The following is an 18,885-nucleotide window of genomic DNA, read 5'->3' on the forward strand; positions in this document are numbered from 1 at the left end:
GCAAGGCCCGTTTTCATGCTCCTTGAACCTTCACTATTGCCTGTTGGCGCAGCTCAGATCCGGTTCCGGACCTGGCGTTTATTCCCGGATTGTCAAATTCTCAAATTATTCCGGTCGTGCAGCCCCGAACTAAAAAACCTGTATCCCGAAAAAAAAATATTTCTCTGTAACTTTTCGTTTTCTGATCCGTATTACTTATAAACCGGTTCAAAAAGACAAATAACTACAACCCTGCTACAGGATCTATGACGGATAAGGAATATAACGAATGTGTGAAGATGTATGCTGATAATGTGTACCGGTTTATTTTGAAAAACCTGAAACATACGGCAAATGCGGAAGATGTGGTACAGTCTTCGTTCCAGGCATTATGGGAACAGCGTACAGAAGTGGATTATGACCGCTCCCGGTCGCTGCTGTTTACTATTGCCTACCGAAAAATGATCGATCACATCCGTAAGTATAAAAGAATGGTTTATGAAGAATCGATGGGGAATTATGACCGGGGTACGGAACAGGGCAACCGCAATCTGAAAGAAGTATTGAACCGGGCCCTGGAGCGGCTGGATGACACGAAGCGCTCCCTGGTGTTATTAAAGGATTATGAAGGATATAGTTACGAGGAGATCGGTGGAATAACGGGCTTGTCTGCCAGCCAGGTAAAAGTGTACCTTCACCGGGCACGGCTGCAGCTAAAAGATTATTTGGTTAAAATTGAAAACGTATTATAACCATGCAGGGAAGAATAGATCCGACCAATTTTGAAGCATATTTTCTATTATATGTTGATAATGAACTGAGCAGTGCAGAGCGGGTTGCGGTAGAGCAGTTTCTTCAGCAGCACCCGGATATGATGCCCCTGCTGGAAGCATTGATCTGCACCCGGCAGGCTGCTGATCCAATGATTGTTTTTCCGGACCGGTCAAAATTGCTCTTTGGCACGGAGCAGGTTACAGAGGAAGAACTGTTGTCTTATATTGATCAGGAAGCGGTTTCAGCAGCCGTGCTGGAAAAACTGAAAGACCCGTCCCCGGAGCTGGCAAAACGTCTGCAGGCGTTCGAAAACACCCGCTCCGAACCGGATATGCAGATCGTGTTCCCGGACAAGACCCGCCTGTACAGGACCCGCAGGCTGACCGCATTCAGAAAATGGGGAATGGTTGCTGCCGCAGCGGTGGTTGTAATAGCGATGGGCGCCGGGGTTTGGATGACGGGGCGGCAAAAAAGACCGGGTCTGGCAGGCGCTGAGCCCGCCACGGATACTGCTTCTCAACCGGTGATAGCCCGCGTTATTCCCGAAGCGCCCCCGCCCGATACTGTACCGCCAGCCGGTGATACGGGAAAGAACGCGGTTGCCGCAGATGCAGCAACTGATCACAGCACCGCTCAGAGAACAGCGAAGTCGGAAACCACCCCGGCTCCCTTGCTGCAGCCACCATCAGCAATTGCCAAATCACCAGCAACTGTTTCCGGCCAGTCCACAACGGTTCCGCGCAAAACCGATGTGCCGCTGCAACCGGAAACCCGGCCAGCCATTGCAAAACAGGACCCCACCCCACCGGCTGTAGCGGAGCCGGATCCGCTGACACAGCAGGCCATAGCCGCAGCCAGTGATGAAAAGCAACCCAAAACGAAAAAATCCTTATTTAAAAAATTAACCCAGCGCATTGAAGAGCGGATAACGGAAACGCTCACCGATAACGAAGACCAGGTAACTATTGCCGGTTTTGCGGTTAATGTAAAATAGAAACAATGAAAACGATAAGAATAATTGTATGTATTACAATTTTGATGGCCCCTTTTTGCCTGTGGGCGCAGCGTAACGCGAAAATTGATACAACCGAAATAACGGTGAAAGTGATCTCCAAGAGCAGCAAGGATTCTGTGATCATCAGCGGCAACGGCCAGCCCTGGGTAAAAGCTACGCGGGTAAAGAACGTGAGCACCAGCTGGTTCGGCATCGACCTGGGCTTTGTGAATTTTGTAGATAATACCGTTTATACGGATGCCGCCACACAGGCCTTTGCCCCGGGAAGCAACGAATCCTGGCTGGATCTGAGAAGCGGTAAGTCGGTAAACGTAAATATATGGCTGCTTTCGCAAAAGATCAACCTGGTAAAACATGTGGTTCATTTCAAATACTCCCTGGGACTGGAACTGAATAATTACCGGTTTAAAAACCCGGTGCGGTTCGATCCAAAACCGGGTACGGAAGCCGCCATCCCCTCCGTGGTGTATATGGATGCGGAACCGGGCCGTAGTTACCGGAAAAACAAACTGGCGGCTGATTATCTTACCCTGCCGGTTATGCTGAATTTTACCATCCCCACAAAGAACCGGAAGGTAGTGGAAGTGAACCGTAAAAATGTACGGGTAAAAGCCAGCAAGGAATTTGGTTTCAGTGCAGGCATCAGCGCGGGCTATTTATATGCAGCACGGAATAAATACATTAATTCTGATGAAGGAAAACATAAATTGAAAGACGATTTTGGTTTAAATCCCTGGAAAATTGCCTACGTGGGGGAAGTGAACCTGGGTTATCTTGGAGTGTACGGTTCGTTTGCCACCAAAAGTATGTTTAAGCAGGGGCTGGATCTTACACCCTATATTATCGGTGTGCGCCTAGGTTTATAGTTTTGTAAACAAGTTCTTTCCTATCTTTAACCGTTATAATCAACCAGCAAACGTACAGAACAATGCAACGGATTCAAAGGACTTTACTGCTGATGGTTCTGATAGCCGCTGTGATCAACACTCAGGCCCAGGATCAACCGGATACCCTTGTTATCAATGGGGTTACCATTATAAGGGACAATAAACCGGTGGAACAGGAACCCCGGAAAAGGTTATTTAAAAGCATTCATACCAAAAGGAGCCTGAAAAATGTGGCAACCGAATGGGGAATGGTGGATATCGGTATGTCTGGCTTTACAGACGGAACGGATTATGCGGGGGCGGCTGCACAGGGGTATGCACCCGGGGGAAATGAGCAGTGGTTTGCAACGAAATATTTTAAGTCGAGGAATATCAATATCTGGGTGGTAACCCAGCGGTACAACCTGATCCGCCATTTTGTGAACCTCCAATATGGGTTAGGCCTGGAGCTGAACAACTACCGGTTTAAAAACCCGGTGCGGTTGAATCCACAACCGGCCACAAATATCACCAGTCCGCCGGTTGCTTCTATAGATGAAACACCGGGCCGCAGTTACCGGAAGAACAAACTGGCCGCAGACTATATAACGGTACCGCTGATGTTGAATTTTAACCTGACCCCGGACCGGCTGTATCCTTTTGAGCTGAGCGCAGGCATTAGTGTGGGATATTTGTATGCTTCCAGGAACAAGACCATTACCTCTGATGAAGGAAAACGAAAGGCAAAGGGCGATTTTGACCTGGATCCGTGGAAACTATCTTATGTAGGAGATATAACATTGGGAATGGTTACCTTATATGGTTCCTATGCGTTTAAGAGTATGTATAAGCGTGGCCTGGACCATACCCCCTACAATTTTGGTATCCGGTTACGGCCGGCCGATTTTTTTGGAAAGATCCAGAACTGAGCAGGCAGCAATCAGACATCAGAAATCGGTATCCGGATGCTCCGGTAAAAGCATCTGGTCGCTGAAAGCCTGGCTGGTAGCAGTCTACTGCATATCCACATACACGATCCGGAACCGGTTCTTCATCCCGGTCGTTTTCTTCAGGATCCAGATACCGGCTGCAGAAGCGGCTGTGGCAATTCCCAGGCGGGTGAGGTTGCTCCCTTTAAAAACAGGTTCGTTCGACCGGAGGCCATTGATGATATTGAGGGCGTCGTAACCAAAACCACCGAGGGCCATCAGGCCCCCAACAGGTACTAAAACACTTTTTCTTCCCCGGGTCTTAGATACGTAAACCATCCTGATCTGTTTGTAATGAAAGGGAACAATATCGGTCTGAAGGGTATCGGTAACCACATAGCCCAGTATATTCTGATACCGGGAGGTTTTATAGAAAGCGATAAAAATGGAATCCCTGGCAATAGCCGTAAGGGGCCCCTCGTAGGTAAACCCGTCGGTGGCAATAAACCGGATGTCCATGCCCGCGTAAAAGTTCCGTACGGTTACCCCGTTTTTCTTTCTGATGGCAATATAGTCGCTCATTTTGGGGGTTGCTGTTCCTGTTTGTCCGGAAGGCAACCGGCGGGCAGCACTATCAGATTGAGCTGAGATCTTCAGCGCAAACAGCAGGCAGCAAAGTACTGTAAGCAGTTTTACCATTGGCGCTAAGATACTATCAAATTTTTTAGTGATCCTTTGCTATTTGTTAAAGAAAACTAATTTTAGATCCCCATCCGCTGTGCAAACGCCGGCTGGAGCCAGGGCTTAAGATCGGCATAGGGCACCCAAACATCGATCAGGCCAAAGGCGTAAGCGGCTACTTCATAGGGCTGGTAGATAAACCCGATGCCTCCGGGGGTAAAATAGAAATTATCGGTAAGGGCCAGCCGCTCATCAAAGAGGATCTCCGTCAGCGGTTTGTTGTCTGCAATTTTATACCGGGCCCTGAAATGGTGTTCCAGTATAGGCTGCAGGGTTGCAGAATCGATGGTGAGCACATCGCGGAACGTCAGCTCCCGCTGCTGTTTCATATCCAGGCAAAGCATGGTTTGCCCGTACATCCCGTGCGCACCGCCTGTGTAGGCATAGTTACCCACGCTAAGCACAGCATAACCATGATTGTTGTATACCAGGTTGGAGCTGATCTGCTGGTCGTAGTGCATCATCGAAACGGGGGCCTCGTCCCCGTTGCCGGAGGCCTTCATGGTATCAACATCATCCCGGAAGTTCTCAATAAAACTTCTGCCAAACTGTGTCATGGCCGTTTGCAGGGATGTGGAATCCATTTTTTGCGTTGCCAGTATCGTTCTTTTTATGAGTGCGGTAAACCAATGTTGCGGGGTTGTTGTTCCTCCGGGCTCCAGCAATACAAGGCTGGTAAAAGCTGAGGGCGTATCCTGTTTGAATCCTGTAAGCCGGATAGAATCCAGGTAGCCCACGGGGATAAACGCGTTGCCGTTTCGGGAGGCAAGCAGCGCTACCGGCTGCGGGTCTTTTTCACCGATCCGTTTGAACCCGTCGATCCGGTCCGGATGGATCACAAGGCGTAGCTGCGGATCCGTATCCTCCTGGCCGTTGCCAGCGTTGCGCGGTGCAAATTCCGTAAAAAACAAGCTGTCATTTTTGAGCAGGCTGTCTTTTTGAAACAGCAGGTCCCTGATCTGACCGTCGTTATCATAGGTATAATTGACGTCATAAGTACTCCCAAATCTTACCACGTGCATGGTAACGGGCTGGCCTCCAATGGTACCCTGGTATTGCATATAGTAGTGATCCGCCGCCATAACCGAATCCCGGCCGGCCGCTGCTGTATCGCTTTTTTTATCCGTTTGCCCGCAACTGAAGAACAGGGCCGGAACAAAGAGGAATAACAGGAATGTCTTTTTCATGCGTATTTATTTTGTAGAAACCCGGCACAAAATTAAAACATCATGTGTATTCATGAACGGTAAATAAAAGAACGGTTCGTTTTGCGGGGATACCGCAGGTGTTTTATGGATGTTCCGGTGCCAGTAATGCAGCCGCGTGCCGGTCAAGGTATAACCGGCAGGAGGGATGCTGCTGCAAAATGCTCGCAGGGAACAGCGGGCCTACCGGTTGCGTTACACTGTCCTTCACCGCCTGCGCTTTACGGCTGTCCGGCACTGAGCAAATGATATGTTGCGATTTCATGATCTGCTTTACCGACATGCTGATCGCCTGTGCCGGTACATCTTCCGGTGTCGCAAACCAGCCTTCATCCATTTGCTGCCGGCGGCATTTTTCATCGAGGTTTACTATAAGATAGGGATCTTCGGTATCAAAGTCGGCCGGTGGGTCATTAAAGGCAAGGTGCCCGTTTTCGCCGATGCCCACTAATGCCACATCAATGGGATGCTGGTCCATAACCGTGTTTAAACGCCGTACCTCCGCCCCGGCATCGGTTTCGCCGTTGATCAGGTAAGAGGCTTTTAAAGGCGGCACTTTATCCAGGAACCGCTCCCGGAGATATTTTCTGAAACTCGCCGGATGGGTAGCGGGCAGCCCGATGTATTCATCGAGGTGAAACATGATCACTTTGGTCCAGTCGATGTCCTTTGCAGCACTAAGCTGCCGCAGCGTCTGAAACTGGCTGGTTCCCGTTGCCAGGATAATATGGGCTTTTCCCGTTGCTGCAATGGTGTCCCGGATGAGCGCTGCCGCTTTTTCCCCGGCCGCTTTTCCCAGCGTGTGCGGGTCTTCCTGTATGATCAGTTCCATAATAAGATGCGTTTAACGGTAAAGCGATGAGGCATCGCTCCGTCAAAAGTATCCATTAACCCGGAAGAATGAAACAGGGCCGGCCAATAAAACAATGGTAACGTTACCGGTTATTTATCCCCCGGAAAAAGAGGCAGGGCATCAATTATTAATAACTTAGCGGAAACGGCTCCCGGCCTTATCCTAACGATAAATATGAAAGAAAAAAATACTGGTACTGCAACAGCGCTTACGAATAAACAGGTGGGTGTTTCCATCGGCATTATTGCCGTGGTATTTTTTGTGATCGGCTTTATTTCATGGGTCAATTCTATCCTGATCCCCTTTTTTAAGATCGCCTGTGAGCTTACTGCTTTTGAGTCATATTTTGTTACGTTCGCGTTTTATATTTCGTACCTGCTTGTTTCAGTGCCTGCGTCCTACCTTCTGAAGCGAACCGGTTTTAAAAGGGGCATGGCTATTGGTTTTGGAATAATGGCCATCGGGGCTTTCCTGTTTATACCGGCTGCAGCTGTGCGGACTTATGGGGTGTTCTTAACCGGCCTGTTTGCATTGGGAGTGGGGTTATCGGTGCTGCAAACGGCGGCAAATCCTTATATCACGATCCTGGGGCCTATGGATCGTGCGGCACAGCGTATCAGCATCCTGGGCGTGTGTAACAAAGGCGCCGGTATATTGGCGCCGCTGATCTTTGCGGCAGTTATCCTGCGCAAAACGGACAATGAGTTGTTCAGCCGTATCCCGTTTATGCAACCGGGCAGGCGGGAGGAAGTGCTGGATGAACTCATTCAGCGGGTAATGGTGCCCTATTTTGTTGTAGGGGTAGTGCTGTTACTGCTGGGGCTGCTGATCCTGCGATCGCCTTTGCCGGAGATCAACACAGAAAAAGAAGACCCGGAACTTTCAAGGGCCAACGCGGATAAGAAAAATATTTTTGCTTTTCCTTACCTGGTACTGGGAGCGGTAGCCATCTTCCTGCATGTAGGCACGCAGGTGATCTCTATTGATACCATCATCGGCTATGCCACTTCTATGCATATGCCCCTGCTGGAAGCCCGGTTCTTTCCTTCCTATACGCTGTTTGCCACCATCTGTGGTTACCTGCTTGGAGTAATTGTTATTCCCCGGTTCATCAGTCAAAAGCAGGCATTGAAGACCTGTACCCTGCTGGGCACCCTTTTTTCGTTACTGATCCTTTTTGTAAAGGGTCGCAGTACATTCCTGGGCCATACCATTGATGCTTCCATCTGGTTTGTGGCGCTGCTGGGTCTTGCCAATTCCCTCATTTGGGCCGGCATCTGGCCGCTGGCCATTAACGGGCTGGGCCGGTTTACAAAACTGGGTGCGTCTTTAATGATCATGGGGCTTTGCGGTAATGGCATCCTGCCCCTGGTATATGGTCATATGGCAGACCTCTATGGAACGCGCGAAGCTTATTGGGTACTGGTACCCTGTTACTGCTACCTCGTTTTTTATGCTTTCTATGGACATGGGATAAAAAAATGGTCGTAAATTCAAACGGATGAAACGTTATCTGAAGATCATCAATGCCCGGATCCTTACACCCCACCGGGTTATTAAGGAGGGTACGCTGGTTGCCGCGGAGGGGCGCATCGTATATGTGGGTACGCAAAACCCGGAGATAGCTGCTGCGGAGGAAATGGATGCGCAGGGCAACTACCTGGCCCCGGGGTTTATAGACCTGCACGTACACGGCGGTGGGGGATATGATTTTATGGATGGTACGGAAGAGGCCTTTCTTAAAATAGCGGAAACGCACGCCCGGTATGGTACTACTGCGCTGTATCCTACAACGCTTACGAGTGAAAAGCAGCGCCTGCTGGATACACTGGATGTTTTTGAGAGCGTACAACAACGCAACCATTGCGGTGCCCGGTTCATGGGTATGCACCTGGAGGGCCCCTATTTTGCTATGAGCCAGCGCGGTGCCCAGGATCCGCGCTATATCCGCAACCCGGATCCCGCAGAGTATAAAGCCGTGATCGGGTATTCCCCTTCTGTCAAACGCTGGAGTGCTGCCCCGGAGCTGGAAGGAGCCCTTGAGCTGGGCCGGTACCTGCGGTCAAAGAACGTTCTTCCGGCCATTGCACATACAGATGCGGTATATGAGGAGGTGGTCAATGCTTTTGAAAACGGGTATACACTGGCTACACATTTTTATTCGGGCATGTCGGGTGTTTCAAGAAGAAATGGCTACCGTTATGCAGGTGTTGTCGAAAGCGGCTACCTGATCGATGCCATGGATGTGGAAGTGATTGCCGATGGCATTCATTTGCCCGCACCGTTGCTACAACTGATCGTTAAGATCAAAGGGGCCGATCATATTGCGCTGATCACAGATGCTATGCGCGCAGCAGGTATGCCGGAGGGAGCAAGTATACTGGGCGGCAGGGAGAACGGGTTGCCGGTAATTGTGGAGAATGGAGTGGCCTGGCTGCCGGACCGGAGCGCATTTGCAGGCAGCGTGGCCACCGCAAGCAGCCTGGTACGGAATATGGTTGAACTTGCAGCCGTGCCCCTGGCTGATGCGGTGCGTATGATAACAGTAACCCCTGCGCGTATTATGGGCATCGATCAGCAAAAAGGTGCGCTTGTTGCCGGTAAGGATGCGGACCTTGTGCTTTTTGACGCGGGTATAAATGTTTGCAAAACAATTATCGGCGGAAGGGTTGTTTACAGCAGGGATGAGGTTAACGCAGGGTAGATTCCCGTTCGATCAGCGTACCCGGGAGGATCACTTCTTCGGGGATGAAATTCCGCTTGCTGATGTGTTTTAAAAGGAGCTCACAGCTTCTTTTGCCGATCTCAAAAGCCGGCTCTGCAATAGTGGAAAGCGTTGGGGAAACAATAGTGGATGCCGGATCATTGGTGAAACCGATGATCCCCATCTGTGCTCCGATCTTAATGCCGCTTTTCTTCAATGCCATCAGGGCCCCGATGGCTTTGCGGTCGTTCGCTGCAAAAATAGCATCCGGGCGCTTTTTTTGCTTTAGCAATTTCAGCGCATCAGCTTCGCCATCCTCCCGCGAAAAGCCGGAGTGAATGATCCACTCCTCGTTTACCGGCAGGCCATGTTTGGCCAGGGCATCCAGAAATCCCTTTTTCCGTTTCCGGGTAAACCCCAGCCCCTGGGGACCGCCGATGTGGGCAATTTTCTGGTATCCCCTTCCAATTAAGTGTTCTACCGCATCAAAAGCACCGTTGTAATCGTCCTGCATCACCTTTGAAGTTTTGATGGCATCCGGTACCCGGTCAAAAAATACAATGGGCACACCGCTGTCGATCACCTGCTGAAAATGCGCACAGGCATCGGCATCCGACGAAATAGCCACCAGTAATCCGTCAAGATTGGAGGCTGCCAGGTTTTTGATGATGGCACGTTCCCGCTCCGGGGAATCATTGGTGATGTGCAGGATGATATTGTAATCCTGCTGGTAGGCAACTTCCTGTATACCGGTGATAACCGCTGAAAAATAATAATTGGTCACAAAGGGCAGGATTACTGCCAGGTTGTGCGAACTACGGTTTACCAGCCCCGTAGCGTTAAAATTCGGCCGGTAATTGAGTGCATTGGCCATTGCTAAAACTTTTTCCCTTGTTTCCCGGTTCACATCATACGTGTCTCTCAGCGCACGGGAAACCGTTGATACAGAAATGTCCAGCTTCCTGGCAATGTCCTTAATGGTTATGAATCGGCTCATGTAAACGTGTTATGAAAAAGATAAGAGCGGCAACAGTGAAGATAACAAATCGGCAAGACATTCACCCGGGGAATGCAATTTCAAAATGTATTCCGGGCGCCGGGGCCCAGACCTAAGATAACAGTATGAATTGGCAGCCCGTCCCAGGTTTATCATACCAAATAGGATGGAACGGGCGCAGTGAACGTTATATATAACGACGGTGGCAACGGAGCAATAAGGGGCCTGCTACCGGATGGTCATCAGAAATGCAGTACCACCCCTGCAGCAAGCTGGTTTTTTACCAGGTTTGCCGGGAGCAAGATGTGCTGCACACCCAGCTGCGGCGTTAGTGCCGCGGCCTTGCGTTTATATTTTCTTGCACTGGCCAGCACCGGTATGGAAGCGATTCCGGTGCCGAGCCCCACTATATAAAAAATAGCACCCGTTGCGGTTTCTTCCAGACCGGCAAACCATTCGTTGCTGCTGCTATTTGCCTTTTCTGCGCCAATGACAACCAACACCGTTCCCACCACACTGCAGCTGATCGCCGTAATCAGCAAACTCCGGCCGGTTTTGTACCTGCGTGCCGACAGCTGCTGGTATTGATCTGTTAATCTTTGCACCTGTGGCAGGGTGTCAGTTTGTGCATGAAGACAGGAAATGCATAACAGCATCAGACCCGAAAGAAAAAAAGTGTTCATCTTTGTAGTTTTGGATTGAGTTGAACATGTTCCATCCTAAATATACTACAATGTATCACCGGTTAAAATCGCTGTTTTCGGGGAGCATGGCGGATACTGCGGGAATGCCGGTAGTAAAAGCAGGTATGATACATTTGTTCTTCGGTAAAAAAGTTGCATTTTTATAGCGTGAGGTATTTAATTCTTATTTTCCTTTTTTTTAACCTGCGGGAGGCCGCTGCGCAGGAAACTGATTCTGTTAAAACGATAACGCCTGTTACGGTGCAGGCCTTTCAGCAAAAAAAAGAAGCTACGACAGCAGTAGTGCGCCGGGTAACTTACGAGCCGCCTTCGAGCAAGGCGTCGCTGGTTACTGCAATGAACACGATCGCCGGTGTGCGGATGGAGGAACGTTCCCCCGGAAGTTACCGCATCAATATCAGGGGCAGCTCGCTGCGCTCGCCTTTTGGCGTAAGGAACGTAAAAGTATATTGGGGAGGGATCCCGCTTACGGACCCGGGCGGCAACACGTACTTTAACCAGCTGGCGTTTAATAATTTTAATTCGGTTACCGTCTTTAAGGGTCCAGCCTCCAGCATGTATGGCGCCGGCACAGGCGGGCTGATCCTTGTGGAACCGCCTGCAGAAAGGGAAAAGGGCCTGGGCCTGGAGTATTTTACCGGGAGCTACAATGCCCGCCATATCCTGGCGGACGGTACCTGGGTAAAAGATAATTATACCAATACGGTTACGTATGCGCATGATGAGTCCGACGGATACCGCGCACAGTCGGCCATGCAGCGGAATAATTTCAGCTGGAACACACAGCTGAAATGGAACAGCCAGGAACTGACGGCTTCTGTTCTTTTTTCAGATTTATATTACCAGACCCCGGGGGCATTAACGTTGAAAGAGTTTGAGCAGGATCCCCGCGCCGCGCGCCCCAAAGCAGGCGCTTTTCCGGGGGCAGCGCAGATCAATGCTGCTATCTGGCAAAAAACGATCACTGCAGGGGTGACCCATAAGCAAAAGTTCGGATCTTACTGGAGCAATACCACAACCGGCTATGGCTCCTATGCCCTGGTTAAAAACAGTGCGGTACGCAATTTTGAGCAACGCAGGGAACCGCATTGGGGTGGGCGTACCGTTTTTGACTTTGAAAAAAAATGGGCAGAGACCAGCCTGCAATGGAGCACCGGCGCGGAGGCCCAGCAGGGCTATTCCACCATCCGCGTATCGGATAACAGGAATGGCCGGCCGGATACCCTGCAAACGGATGATGATGTAACCATCGGCACTTATAGCCTTTTTACGCAGGGCATCCTTTCCCGGAAGAGCTGGACCTATACGGCTGGTGTGAGCTTCAACCGGAGCCGGCTGCTGTTTTCCCGTTTGAACGAATACCCCGTTACCGAACAGGTGTTCCGCTATAATAATGAGGTGGCGCCACGGTTCACGATCCTGAAGAAGTTCCGGCCGGCAGACCTGCTGGCGACGGTGTCCCGGGGATTTTCTCCGCCTACAGTTGCAGAAGTGCTGCCTTCCACTACCATTATCAACCCGGATCTGAAGGCAGAACATGGGTGGAATTATGAAATTACAGCCAGGAAGGCACTGTTGAGCGGGCGGCTGCGCCTGGAGGCCACCGGCTTTTATTTTAACCTGAGCCAGGCCCTGGTGCAGCGCAGGGATTCCTCGGGTGCCGATTACTTTACCAATGCGGGAAATATCCGGCAAAAAGGGCTGGAGCTATACGCCAGTTACGCCCGTTATTTTGAAGCAGGCCTGCCGGATCATCTGAACATTACCGCCAACTATGCGCACAGCCATTTTAAATACCAGGATTTTGTAAAGGCAGCGCAGCGCTATTCCGGTAACTGGGTGCCCGGTGTGCCGATGAATACGCTGAATGCCCAGCTGGACCTGGTGTTGAAGCCGGGGATCTATACAGATATCAATTATTATACGGCTTCTTCTGTTTTTTTAAATGATGCCAATGCTGAAAGGGCGCCGGCTTATCACCTGCTGGGGATAAAGCTGGGGTACAGGAAACAAATACATGCCGTACAGGTAAATATGTATGCGGGTGTCGATAACCTGTTTAATGAAACCTATAGCCTGGGTAACGATATTAATGCCGCGGGCGGCCGCTACTATAACGCGGCGCCGCCAAGGAACTACTACCTGGGGGCCGCCATACGGGTACAAAAGAATTAAAAATTACGAGGCTGGTTAAAGGCCGCAGTTACCAGTGTGGCCGTTTCGTAGCCCTGCTTCATATTGTAGCGGGTGGTAAGGGAATTAATGTTAATGATATCCACGATCGTGCCGATAAGGCACAATCCACCGGTAAGCAGGTAAATGATCCCCAGCGCGATGTCCCCGATAATCAACCGGTGAATGCCGGCCACCCCAACGAATCCCAGCAGGGATAACAGGAGTAGCTCCTGGCGCGACTTCCTTCTCCGCTGGTACAGCATCAGGAATTGCTCCTGCTGCGGTACGCTCATTTCCCGGGTAATGTTGAGGATCATTACCAATTCATCGTATTCGATATCCGGTATGACCCGTAATACTTGTTCCTGGTTCATAATTATTGTTTTTGTTGGTTATGGGTAGCGATTTGACGAGTTGCCAGATCAACACAGCGGTGGCAGGGATGCCGAGCGGATGCTCCTGCCAGGCTGCGCCGAAATTGAAATGGAGCGTATCGTGGATCGAATGCCCGATGCCACATCCCGGGCACCAGCTAATGCCTAAAGCCTTGAAGGGGCAGAGCGAAAAGGTACTTTCGGTATTCATGAAAAATAACAGGACCAGTGCCCCCGTCCAGGTGACCGCTTCCCCGTATTGTAGCATAAATGACCGTAGCTTCATATCACAAATCTACTAAACTCCGGCACTGTTTGTAAAACCGATATCGGTAAGCGGAAGCCAAACGGCGGTTAATCGGTAAGTTGACAGGTTAACGGGATGGATTGGGGAATTTGAATCACAAAGCTTCGCATGCGCGTCAGGATAAGCGGTAAAACCCTGAGTGAGGTTATACCCGGATAGCCGGCGGTGTAACCGTCGGTTTATTTTCGATTGGTTTGCATTGAACGGCGTTTCGCATTCAGCCTTTGGTGATCAGCGGGCAGGAACGTTAAAGGCATCGTCAAAAGGCAAACTTTGAACAGCGTTGGCTATAGGTGTTCCGCTTTTAAAGCATCTTTAACCGGTTGAGATGCTTGTCAAAATCGGCCCTCAGGCATAAAACCAGCATCCAACATTACATTCCAAACCTGAACGGTTTTGTATGCCGGCTTTTTTTTTAATTTTGATCTCATTCTGTTTTGATCATTATTTACCTCTATATATGAAAGAACAACGGGGTATCCTGTTTCAGTTGTTTATCTGGTTGCGTAAAACCGTGAAGGTTTATTTTGACCGGATCCGTAATGAGCATATGCGGGAACAGCTGCTCAAAGCCATCCCGTTCTGGGGTGGATCATTGCTGGTGGGTGGTATTGCTGTATTTTATGCTAAATTGTTCCAGTGGGCAGATCAGTTGTTTTTAACGACCATTCATCACCGGGAATGGCTGCTGTTTATTATAATGCCTGTTTGCTTTGTGGGAGCATGGTGGCTGGTAAAGCAATTACAGCCCTACGCGGCAGGCAGCGGTATCCCGCAGGTAATGGCTGCACTGGAGCGCTCCAATACCCGCGAGCAATACAAGATCCGTAAGCTGCTGAGCATCCGTATCATCCTGGTAAAAGCAGCTTCCAGTATCGTGATGGTACTGGGAGGAGGCGCAGTAGGAAGGGAGGGGCCTACGATACAGATCGCTGCTTCGGTTTTTAAAAAGATCAATGACCTGCTGCCCCAATGGTGGCCGAAGATCGCCAATAAAAATATGATCCTTACCGGCGCTGCTGCCGGGTTGTCGGCGGCCTTCAATACGCCGCTGGGTGGTATTGTATTTGCCGTGGAAGAGCTTACCAAAGTGCATTTCAAATATTTCAAGACCGCCATTTTTACGGCGGTGATCATCGCCGGGCTTACTGCCCAGCAGCTCCTGGGGCCGTACCTGTACCTGGGTTATCCTAAGATAAACAGCATCTCGAATGTTGTTTTTTTTGCGGTGTTGCTGGTGTCGGTGGTAACCGGTATCTCAGCAGCTTATATAGCACGTATGATCATGGGCATTTTCAGGTGGAAACAACGATTTAAAAATAACGGTCAGCACCTTTTGTTCCTGGTACTGAGCGCGCTGACCATTGCGTCTATCGGATACTTTGTAAGCGGGGCGATCCTGGGATCCGGAAAAGATCTGATGGAGCACTATCTTTTTACCGGGGATAAGCATGCACCGGCCTATGCGCCGCTTCTGAGGACCATCGGAACCACGCTTTCGTTTACCAGCGGCGCTGCAGGCGGCATTTTTGCACCTGCGCTTAGCATAGGGGCTACTATTGGCAGCTCTATAGCCGGGTGGTTCAACTTTTCCAATACAGACACCAATGTACTGATCCTTGCGGGGATGGTTGCATTCCTGACGGGTATTACCAGGGCTCCGTTTACCTCTGCAATACTGGTACTGGAAATGACTGACCGGCACAGCCTGATCCTGCATTTGATGACCGCTGCGATCGTTGCTAATTTTGCCACCATCCTTTTTAGCAAACACGCCCTGTACGACTGGCTGAAACAGCGGTACCTGCACCAGCTGAAAACGGAGGAACCGGAAGATGCGAATGATAGGACCACCCGGGTTTAACACAGCGCAACGCGCCGCTGTGTGCAACCAGGTATCCTGTCAACCGGAGACTTTTAACCGGCTCTATCACTTCCGCACCGCCCAGCGGATCATTTCTTTCCAGGTTGGCTTTTTGCCATACATCAGGATGCCGGTCCGGTAGATTTTGCCGGCAAACCAGGTCACAAACAGGAAGGAGGCCACCAGCACTGCCATGCTTAAGGCCAGCTGCCAGTAAGGAACGGTGCCGGGCACGCCGTAGGGAATGCGGGCCATCATGACCAGGGGGGAGGTAAAAGGAATGATGCTGCCCCATACCGCCAGCGGGCTGCCGGGGTCTTTGGCTGCGGTCATCATTATGAAGAATCCAAAAATAATGATCATGGTAATGGGGAAGCTCAGTGATTGCGCCTCGCGCATATCTTCATTTACCGTGCTGCCTACCGCTGCGTAAATGGAGGAGTAAAAGAAGAAGCCCCCAAGGAAATAGAATACAAAAAAGAGCAGGATCGCCGGCACATTGGTATCGGTGAATAATTTTTGTATCCCGCCTACGGCGCCGGTAAGGGCGCTGTTGTTCAGAGCCCCCGAACCGGCCCTGGTAGCATTATAGATAATAAAAATAAAGGCAATCCAGAGCAGGAACTGGGTCAGCGCCACACAGGCAATGCCAATGATCTTGCCGATCATGAGCTGGAACGGTTTTACAGAAGATACAATGATCTCAGCAATACGGTTGGTCTTTTCCTCCATAACACCCATCATAACCTGGGCCCCGTAAATGATCAGTATAAAATAGATCAGGAAGCCGGATACAAACCCGATCCCATAAGCCAGGGAGGCATCTGTGGTTTTATTTTCCGTGTTCTCTGATTTGATCTGGAGCTTGCTCTGGGTCAGCAGCTGTTGTTTTTGGGCGTCGATCCCCAGGTCCTCATATTTGATCTCGTTCCAGATGGTATTCAGTTTGGATTGAACATCCGATACGGTACCCAGCGTTTTTTTAGACCTGACTACAAGATTGTCCGGGGCATGGTCCACCATGGTATTGGCAGGTATTACCAGGTAGCCGTCAAACCCTTTCTGATCAAAGGTCCTGGCCAGTACGGCAGGATCTTCATGCAGCAGCGTTAAGGTACTGCCGGGATAATCTTTATTGGCTTTATCGATACGCTGCTGGGTGAAGCTTCCGGATGAGTCGATGATGGCGATCTTCAGCTTTGTTCCGGCTTTTTCCGACAGGTAGGAAGTGCCAAAGATCAAACCCAGGTAAAGCAGCGGGAACAACAGCGTTGTGATAATAAATGTTTTTTTGCGGACCCTGCTGAGGTACTCGCGTTGTATGATTAAGGATATCTTGTTCATGGAAAATTAATCTTGAATCGTTTGGAATTGACGTGCCAGCGGAGTGCCTTCCACCTTGCGGATAAAAATATCATTCAGGGTGGGGAGGATCTCATTAAAAGAATCGATACTGGCCCCATGGGCTAAAAAATGAGAAAGTACCTGGTTGTTGCTTACTTCCGGGTGCTTTTGCAGGATCAGCCCATTGGCGGTTGTTTGCTTTATGTCAAATAAACCGGCCGCTTCTGTTTGGGGCGGGGCCGATGCAAAGGTGATATTGTACAGGTGTTCCTTAAACTCCTGTTTTACGCCCTGTACGGTACCATCAAGTATCTTCTGCCCTTTATTTACCAGGATGATGTGATCACAGATCTCTTCCACCTGCTCCATCCGGTGTGTGCTGAAGATGATGGTAGAGCCGCTTTTGGCCAGGTTAAAGATCTCATCCTTGATGAGGTTGCTGTTTACCGGATCCAGGCCGCTGAAAGGTTCGTCCAGGATGATCAGTTTGGGCTGATGCAGCACCGTGGTCACAAATTGCAGTTTTTGCTGCATTCCCTTGGACAGGTCTTCTACTTTTTTGTTCCACCAGGAATCCATTTCCAGTTTGGCAAACCAGGTTTTTAAACTTTCAATAGCGTCCTTTTTCCTGAGTCCCTTCAGCTGGGCCAGGTACAGGGCCTGTTCCCCGATCTTCATTTTTTTGTATAAGCCTCTTTCCTCCGGCATGTACCCGATCTTGCCGATATCGTTGACAGGGTCAAAAGGAGCCCCGTCCAGTGTAATGGTCCCGGCATCGGGATAAAAGATACCGGTGATCATACGTATCAGGGTTGTTTTCCCCGCACCATTAGGACCCAGCAGACCGAAGATCTGCCCCTGCGAAATGGAAAAACTAATGTCATCAACGGCTTTTTGCGTGGCAAAGTATTTTTTAAGATGCGCAACCTGCAGTAAGTCCATATGAACGATTTAATAATGTAAATATAGCAAACAGCCCCGGTTGTTTGTGAATTGCTTTGAGGATTTTACCGCACCTTTGCAGCATTATTCTAAAATATGAAGAAGAACAAACTGATCGGGATCCTTTTGATAGCACTGATGGCCGGCCTCAGCAGCTGGGGGTTTCTCGTACACCGCACCGTAAATCAGCTGGCTATTTACGGGTTGCCCAGGAAAATGCAGGCCTTTTTTTATTCGCATATTGACAGCCTGGTGTACAATGCTCCCCGGCCGGACCAGCGGAGGAACACAGATCCTGCCGAAGGAAATAAGCATTTCCTGGATGGTGAATATTATGGTGATAATGCTTTTGATATTGTTCCGCACAAATGGGAAGATGCGGTGGCAAAATATACAGCCGATACGCTGAAGAAATATGGAACCCTGCCTTATGTGGTGGCGGCAACACAACAAAAACTGACCGAAGCATTCCGGCGGAAGGACAAGGACAGTATTATTTTTTATGCCACAGACCTGGGGCACTATATCGGCGACGCCCATGTGCCCCTGCATACCTCGTTAAATTATGACGGGCAGCTTACGGACCAGCGGGGTATCCACGACCTTTGGGAAACCTCTGTGCCAGAGGCGGAACTGACGGGTTTTGCCATCAGGAGCCGGCATAAGGCGCAGTACCTGCCATCGGTTGAGAACGCGATATGGGGCATTATGAAACATACGCACTCGCTGCTGCCGGCTATGTTTGCAGCAGAGAAAGAAGTATCCAAAAGTTTTACTGATACGGCGCGGAAATACCGCTGGGAATTTCGCTGGGGAAAGAACCGCCGATTCTATTCCAGGGAATTTGCCGTGGCCTTTAATAAGGCGTTAAACGGTTCTGTTGAGGCACAGCTGATCCGCAGTGCCAATGCTTTGTCCGATTTCTGGTACACTGCCTGGGTCAATGCCGGCAGGCCCGACCTCGGCAGCCTGGTGGCGCAGCCTTATAAAAAGCAGCAGTTCCGCAGGGAACGTAAAGCTTACCGTAAGGATCATCTGCTCGAAAAGGGATGGCTGATCAGCAATAATTTCAGAACGAGGGATTGAGTCGGAGTTTAAGGTTTCGCTTTCAG

18 protein-coding genes are annotated in these 18,885 nt (G+C 50.1%); 9 read left to right on the forward strand and 9 right to left on the reverse strand.

Annotated elements, in window-relative coordinates:
- Positions 1-245 precede the first annotated feature (245 nt).
- The 4 genes from BLS44_RS08250 (at position 246) to BLS44_RS08265 (ending at position 3,563) form a co-directional block, all read left to right on the forward strand.
- Entirely contained in the window at positions 246-731 is a 486-nt protein-coding gene (locus BLS44_RS08250) for an RNA polymerase sigma factor (RefSeq protein ID WP_090389566.1), read from the forward strand.
- 2 nt (positions 732-733) lie between these two features.
- Positions 734-1,747: an anti-sigma factor gene (locus BLS44_RS08255; RefSeq protein ID WP_090389567.1), complete on the forward strand. Its 1,014-nt coding sequence runs from the start codon at positions 734-736 to the stop codon at positions 1,745-1,747.
- A gap of 5 nt (positions 1,748-1,752) precedes the next feature.
- Complete coding sequence (locus tag BLS44_RS08260) at positions 1,753-2,634, forward strand: hypothetical protein (protein WP_090389568.1); 882 nt, start codon at positions 1,753-1,755, stop codon at positions 2,632-2,634.
- A 62-nt stretch (positions 2,635-2,696) separates the two neighbouring features.
- Positions 2,697-3,563, forward strand: coding sequence for an outer membrane beta-barrel protein (locus BLS44_RS08265; RefSeq protein ID WP_245729144.1), 867 nt, complete (start codon positions 2,697-2,699; stop codon positions 3,561-3,563).
- Between the two features lie 84 nt (positions 3,564-3,647).
- Here the strand turns inward: BLS44_RS08265 and BLS44_RS08270 are convergent, their stop codons facing one another.
- The 3 genes from BLS44_RS08270 to BLS44_RS08280 all read right to left on the reverse strand — a co-directional run bounded on the left by BLS44_RS08270 (position 3,648) and on the right by BLS44_RS08280 (position 6,341).
- The gene (locus tag BLS44_RS08270) at positions 3,648-4,262 is read right to left on the reverse strand and encodes a hypothetical protein (RefSeq protein WP_090389569.1); all 615 of its coding nucleotides are present in this window, start codon (positions 4,260-4,262) and stop codon (positions 3,648-3,650) included.
- Between the two features lie 62 nt (positions 4,263-4,324).
- Positions 4,325-5,491, reverse strand: coding sequence for a DUF3298 and DUF4163 domain-containing protein (locus BLS44_RS08275; RefSeq protein WP_090389570.1), 1,167 nt, complete (start codon positions 5,489-5,491; stop codon positions 4,325-4,327).
- Between the two features lie 103 nt (positions 5,492-5,594).
- Complete coding sequence (locus BLS44_RS08280) at positions 5,595-6,341, reverse strand: glucosamine-6-phosphate deaminase (RefSeq protein WP_090389571.1); 747 nt, start codon at positions 6,339-6,341, stop codon at positions 5,595-5,597.
- A 195-nt stretch (positions 6,342-6,536) separates the two neighbouring features.
- Between BLS44_RS08280 and BLS44_RS08285 the strand changes: the two genes are divergently transcribed.
- Together BLS44_RS08285 and nagA are read left to right on the forward strand one after the other, a co-directional pair.
- Complete coding sequence (locus BLS44_RS08285; RefSeq protein ID WP_090389572.1) at positions 6,537-7,853, forward strand: sugar MFS transporter; 1,317 nt, start codon at positions 6,537-6,539, stop codon at positions 7,851-7,853.
- Between the two features lie 10 nt (positions 7,854-7,863).
- Positions 7,864-9,066 (forward strand): N-acetylglucosamine-6-phosphate deacetylase, encoded by a 1,203-nt coding sequence (gene nagA / locus BLS44_RS08290; RefSeq protein ID WP_090389573.1) that lies wholly within the window; start codon positions 7,864-7,866, stop codon positions 9,064-9,066.
- Here the strand turns inward: nagA and BLS44_RS08295 are convergent.
- Entirely contained in the window at positions 9,053-10,063 is a 1,011-nt protein-coding gene (locus BLS44_RS08295) for a LacI family DNA-binding transcriptional regulator (protein WP_090389574.1), read from the reverse strand. The genes nagA and BLS44_RS08295 overlap by 14 nt on opposite strands.
- A 242-nt stretch (positions 10,064-10,305) precedes the next feature.
- Positions 10,306-10,746 carry a hypothetical protein gene (locus BLS44_RS08300; protein WP_143019701.1) on the reverse strand — a complete coding sequence of 147 codons (441 nt, stop codon included), beginning with the start codon at positions 10,744-10,746 and terminating at the stop codon, positions 10,306-10,308.
- A gap of 168 nt (positions 10,747-10,914) precedes the next feature.
- Here BLS44_RS08300 and BLS44_RS08305 point away from each other — a divergent pair, with 168 nt between their 5' ends.
- Entirely contained in the window at positions 10,915-12,942 is a 2,028-nt protein-coding gene (locus BLS44_RS08305) for a TonB-dependent receptor (protein WP_090389576.1), read from the forward strand.
- Here the strand turns inward: BLS44_RS08305 and BLS44_RS08310 are convergent.
- Both BLS44_RS08310 and BLS44_RS08315 read right to left on the reverse strand, forming a co-directional pair.
- A complete protein-coding gene (locus BLS44_RS08310) occupies positions 12,939-13,316 on the reverse strand; it encodes a TM2 domain-containing protein (protein WP_090389577.1) in 378 nt (125 codons plus the stop codon). The two genes, BLS44_RS08305 and BLS44_RS08310, sit on opposite strands and share 4 nt — an antisense overlap.
- Positions 13,267-13,602 carry a DUF2752 domain-containing protein gene (locus BLS44_RS08315; protein WP_090389578.1) on the reverse strand — a complete coding sequence of 112 codons (336 nt, stop codon included), beginning with the start codon at positions 13,600-13,602 and terminating at the stop codon, positions 13,267-13,269. Before BLS44_RS08315 ends, BLS44_RS08310 begins: the two co-directional genes overlap by 50 nt.
- A 481-nt stretch (positions 13,603-14,083) precedes the next feature.
- On the opposite strand from BLS44_RS08315, the gene BLS44_RS08320 reads away from it, so the two are divergent.
- A complete protein-coding gene (locus BLS44_RS08320; protein WP_218127710.1) occupies positions 14,084-15,487 on the forward strand; it encodes a chloride channel protein in 1,404 nt (467 codons plus the stop codon).
- Positions 15,488-15,553: 66 nt separating this feature from the next.
- On the opposite strand, the gene BLS44_RS08325 is transcribed toward BLS44_RS08320, so the two are convergent.
- Positions 15,554-16,831: an ABC transporter permease gene (locus tag BLS44_RS08325; protein ID WP_090389579.1), complete on the reverse strand. Its 1,278-nt coding sequence runs from the start codon at positions 16,829-16,831 to the stop codon at positions 15,554-15,556.
- Positions 16,832-16,837: 6 nt separating this feature from the next.
- Positions 16,838-17,773 carry an ABC transporter ATP-binding protein gene (locus BLS44_RS08330; RefSeq protein WP_090389580.1) on the reverse strand — a complete coding sequence of 312 codons (936 nt, stop codon included), beginning with the start codon at positions 17,771-17,773 and terminating at the stop codon, positions 16,838-16,840.
- 96 nt (positions 17,774-17,869) lie between these two features.
- Here BLS44_RS08330 and BLS44_RS08335 point away from each other — a divergent pair, with 96 nt between their 5' ends.
- Positions 17,870-18,859 carry a zinc dependent phospholipase C family protein gene (locus tag BLS44_RS08335; protein WP_090389581.1) on the forward strand — a complete coding sequence of 330 codons (990 nt, stop codon included), beginning with the start codon at positions 17,870-17,872 and terminating at the stop codon, positions 18,857-18,859.
- Positions 18,860-18,885: the final 26 nt, after the last annotated feature.

This window comes from Niabella drilacis (assembly GCF_900101395.1).
GTDB classification, from domain to species: Bacteria; Bacteroidota; Bacteroidia; order Chitinophagales; family Chitinophagaceae; genus Niabella; species Niabella drilacis.

What these genes read in the sequence shown, in the direction of transcription:
- BLS44_RS08335 (WP_090389581.1), top strand. Translation starts at nt 17,870, where the DNA reads ATGAAGAAGAACAAACTGATCGGGATCCTTTTGATAGCACTGATGGCC.
- BLS44_RS08275 (WP_090389570.1), bottom strand. Translation starts at nt 5,491, where the DNA reads ATGAAAAAGACATTCCTGTTATTCCTCTTTGTTCCGGCCCTGTTCTTC.
- BLS44_RS08300 (WP_143019701.1), bottom strand. Translation starts at nt 10,746, where the DNA reads ATGAACACTTTTTTTCTTTCGGGTCTGATGCTGTTATGCATTTCCTGT.
- nagA (WP_090389573.1), top strand. Translation starts at nt 7,864, where the DNA reads ATGAAACGTTATCTGAAGATCATCAATGCCCGGATCCTTACACCCCAC.
- BLS44_RS08310 (WP_090389577.1), bottom strand. Translation starts at nt 13,316, where the DNA reads ATGAACCAGGAACAAGTATTACGGGTCATACCGGATATCGAATACGAT.
- BLS44_RS08250 (WP_090389566.1), top strand. Translation starts at nt 246, where the DNA reads ATGACGGATAAGGAATATAACGAATGTGTGAAGATGTATGCTGATAAT.
- BLS44_RS08295 (WP_090389574.1), bottom strand. Translation starts at nt 10,063, where the DNA reads ATGAGCCGATTCATAACCATTAAGGACATTGCCAGGAAGCTGGACATT.
- BLS44_RS08280 (WP_090389571.1), bottom strand. Translation starts at nt 6,341, where the DNA reads ATGGAACTGATCATACAGGAAGACCCGCACACGCTGGGAAAAGCGGCC.
- BLS44_RS08315 (WP_090389578.1), bottom strand. Translation starts at nt 13,602, where the DNA reads ATGAAGCTACGGTCATTTATGCTACAATACGGGGAAGCGGTCACCTGG.
- BLS44_RS08325 (WP_090389579.1), bottom strand. Translation starts at nt 16,831, where the DNA reads ATGAACAAGATATCCTTAATCATACAACGCGAGTACCTCAGCAGGGTC.
- BLS44_RS08330 (WP_090389580.1), bottom strand. Translation starts at nt 17,773, where the DNA reads ATGGACTTACTGCAGGTTGCGCATCTTAAAAAATACTTTGCCACGCAA.
- BLS44_RS08285 (WP_090389572.1), top strand. Translation starts at nt 6,537, where the DNA reads ATGAAAGAAAAAAATACTGGTACTGCAACAGCGCTTACGAATAAACAG.
- BLS44_RS08320 (WP_218127710.1), top strand. Translation starts at nt 14,084, where the DNA reads ATGAAAGAACAACGGGGTATCCTGTTTCAGTTGTTTATCTGGTTGCGT.
- BLS44_RS08255 (WP_090389567.1), top strand. Translation starts at nt 734, where the DNA reads ATGCAGGGAAGAATAGATCCGACCAATTTTGAAGCATATTTTCTATTA.
- BLS44_RS08265 (WP_245729144.1), top strand. Translation starts at nt 2,697, where the DNA reads ATGCAACGGATTCAAAGGACTTTACTGCTGATGGTTCTGATAGCCGCT.
- BLS44_RS08260 (WP_090389568.1), top strand. Translation starts at nt 1,753, where the DNA reads ATGAAAACGATAAGAATAATTGTATGTATTACAATTTTGATGGCCCCT.
- BLS44_RS08270 (WP_090389569.1), bottom strand. Translation starts at nt 4,262, where the DNA reads ATGGTAAAACTGCTTACAGTACTTTGCTGCCTGCTGTTTGCGCTGAAG.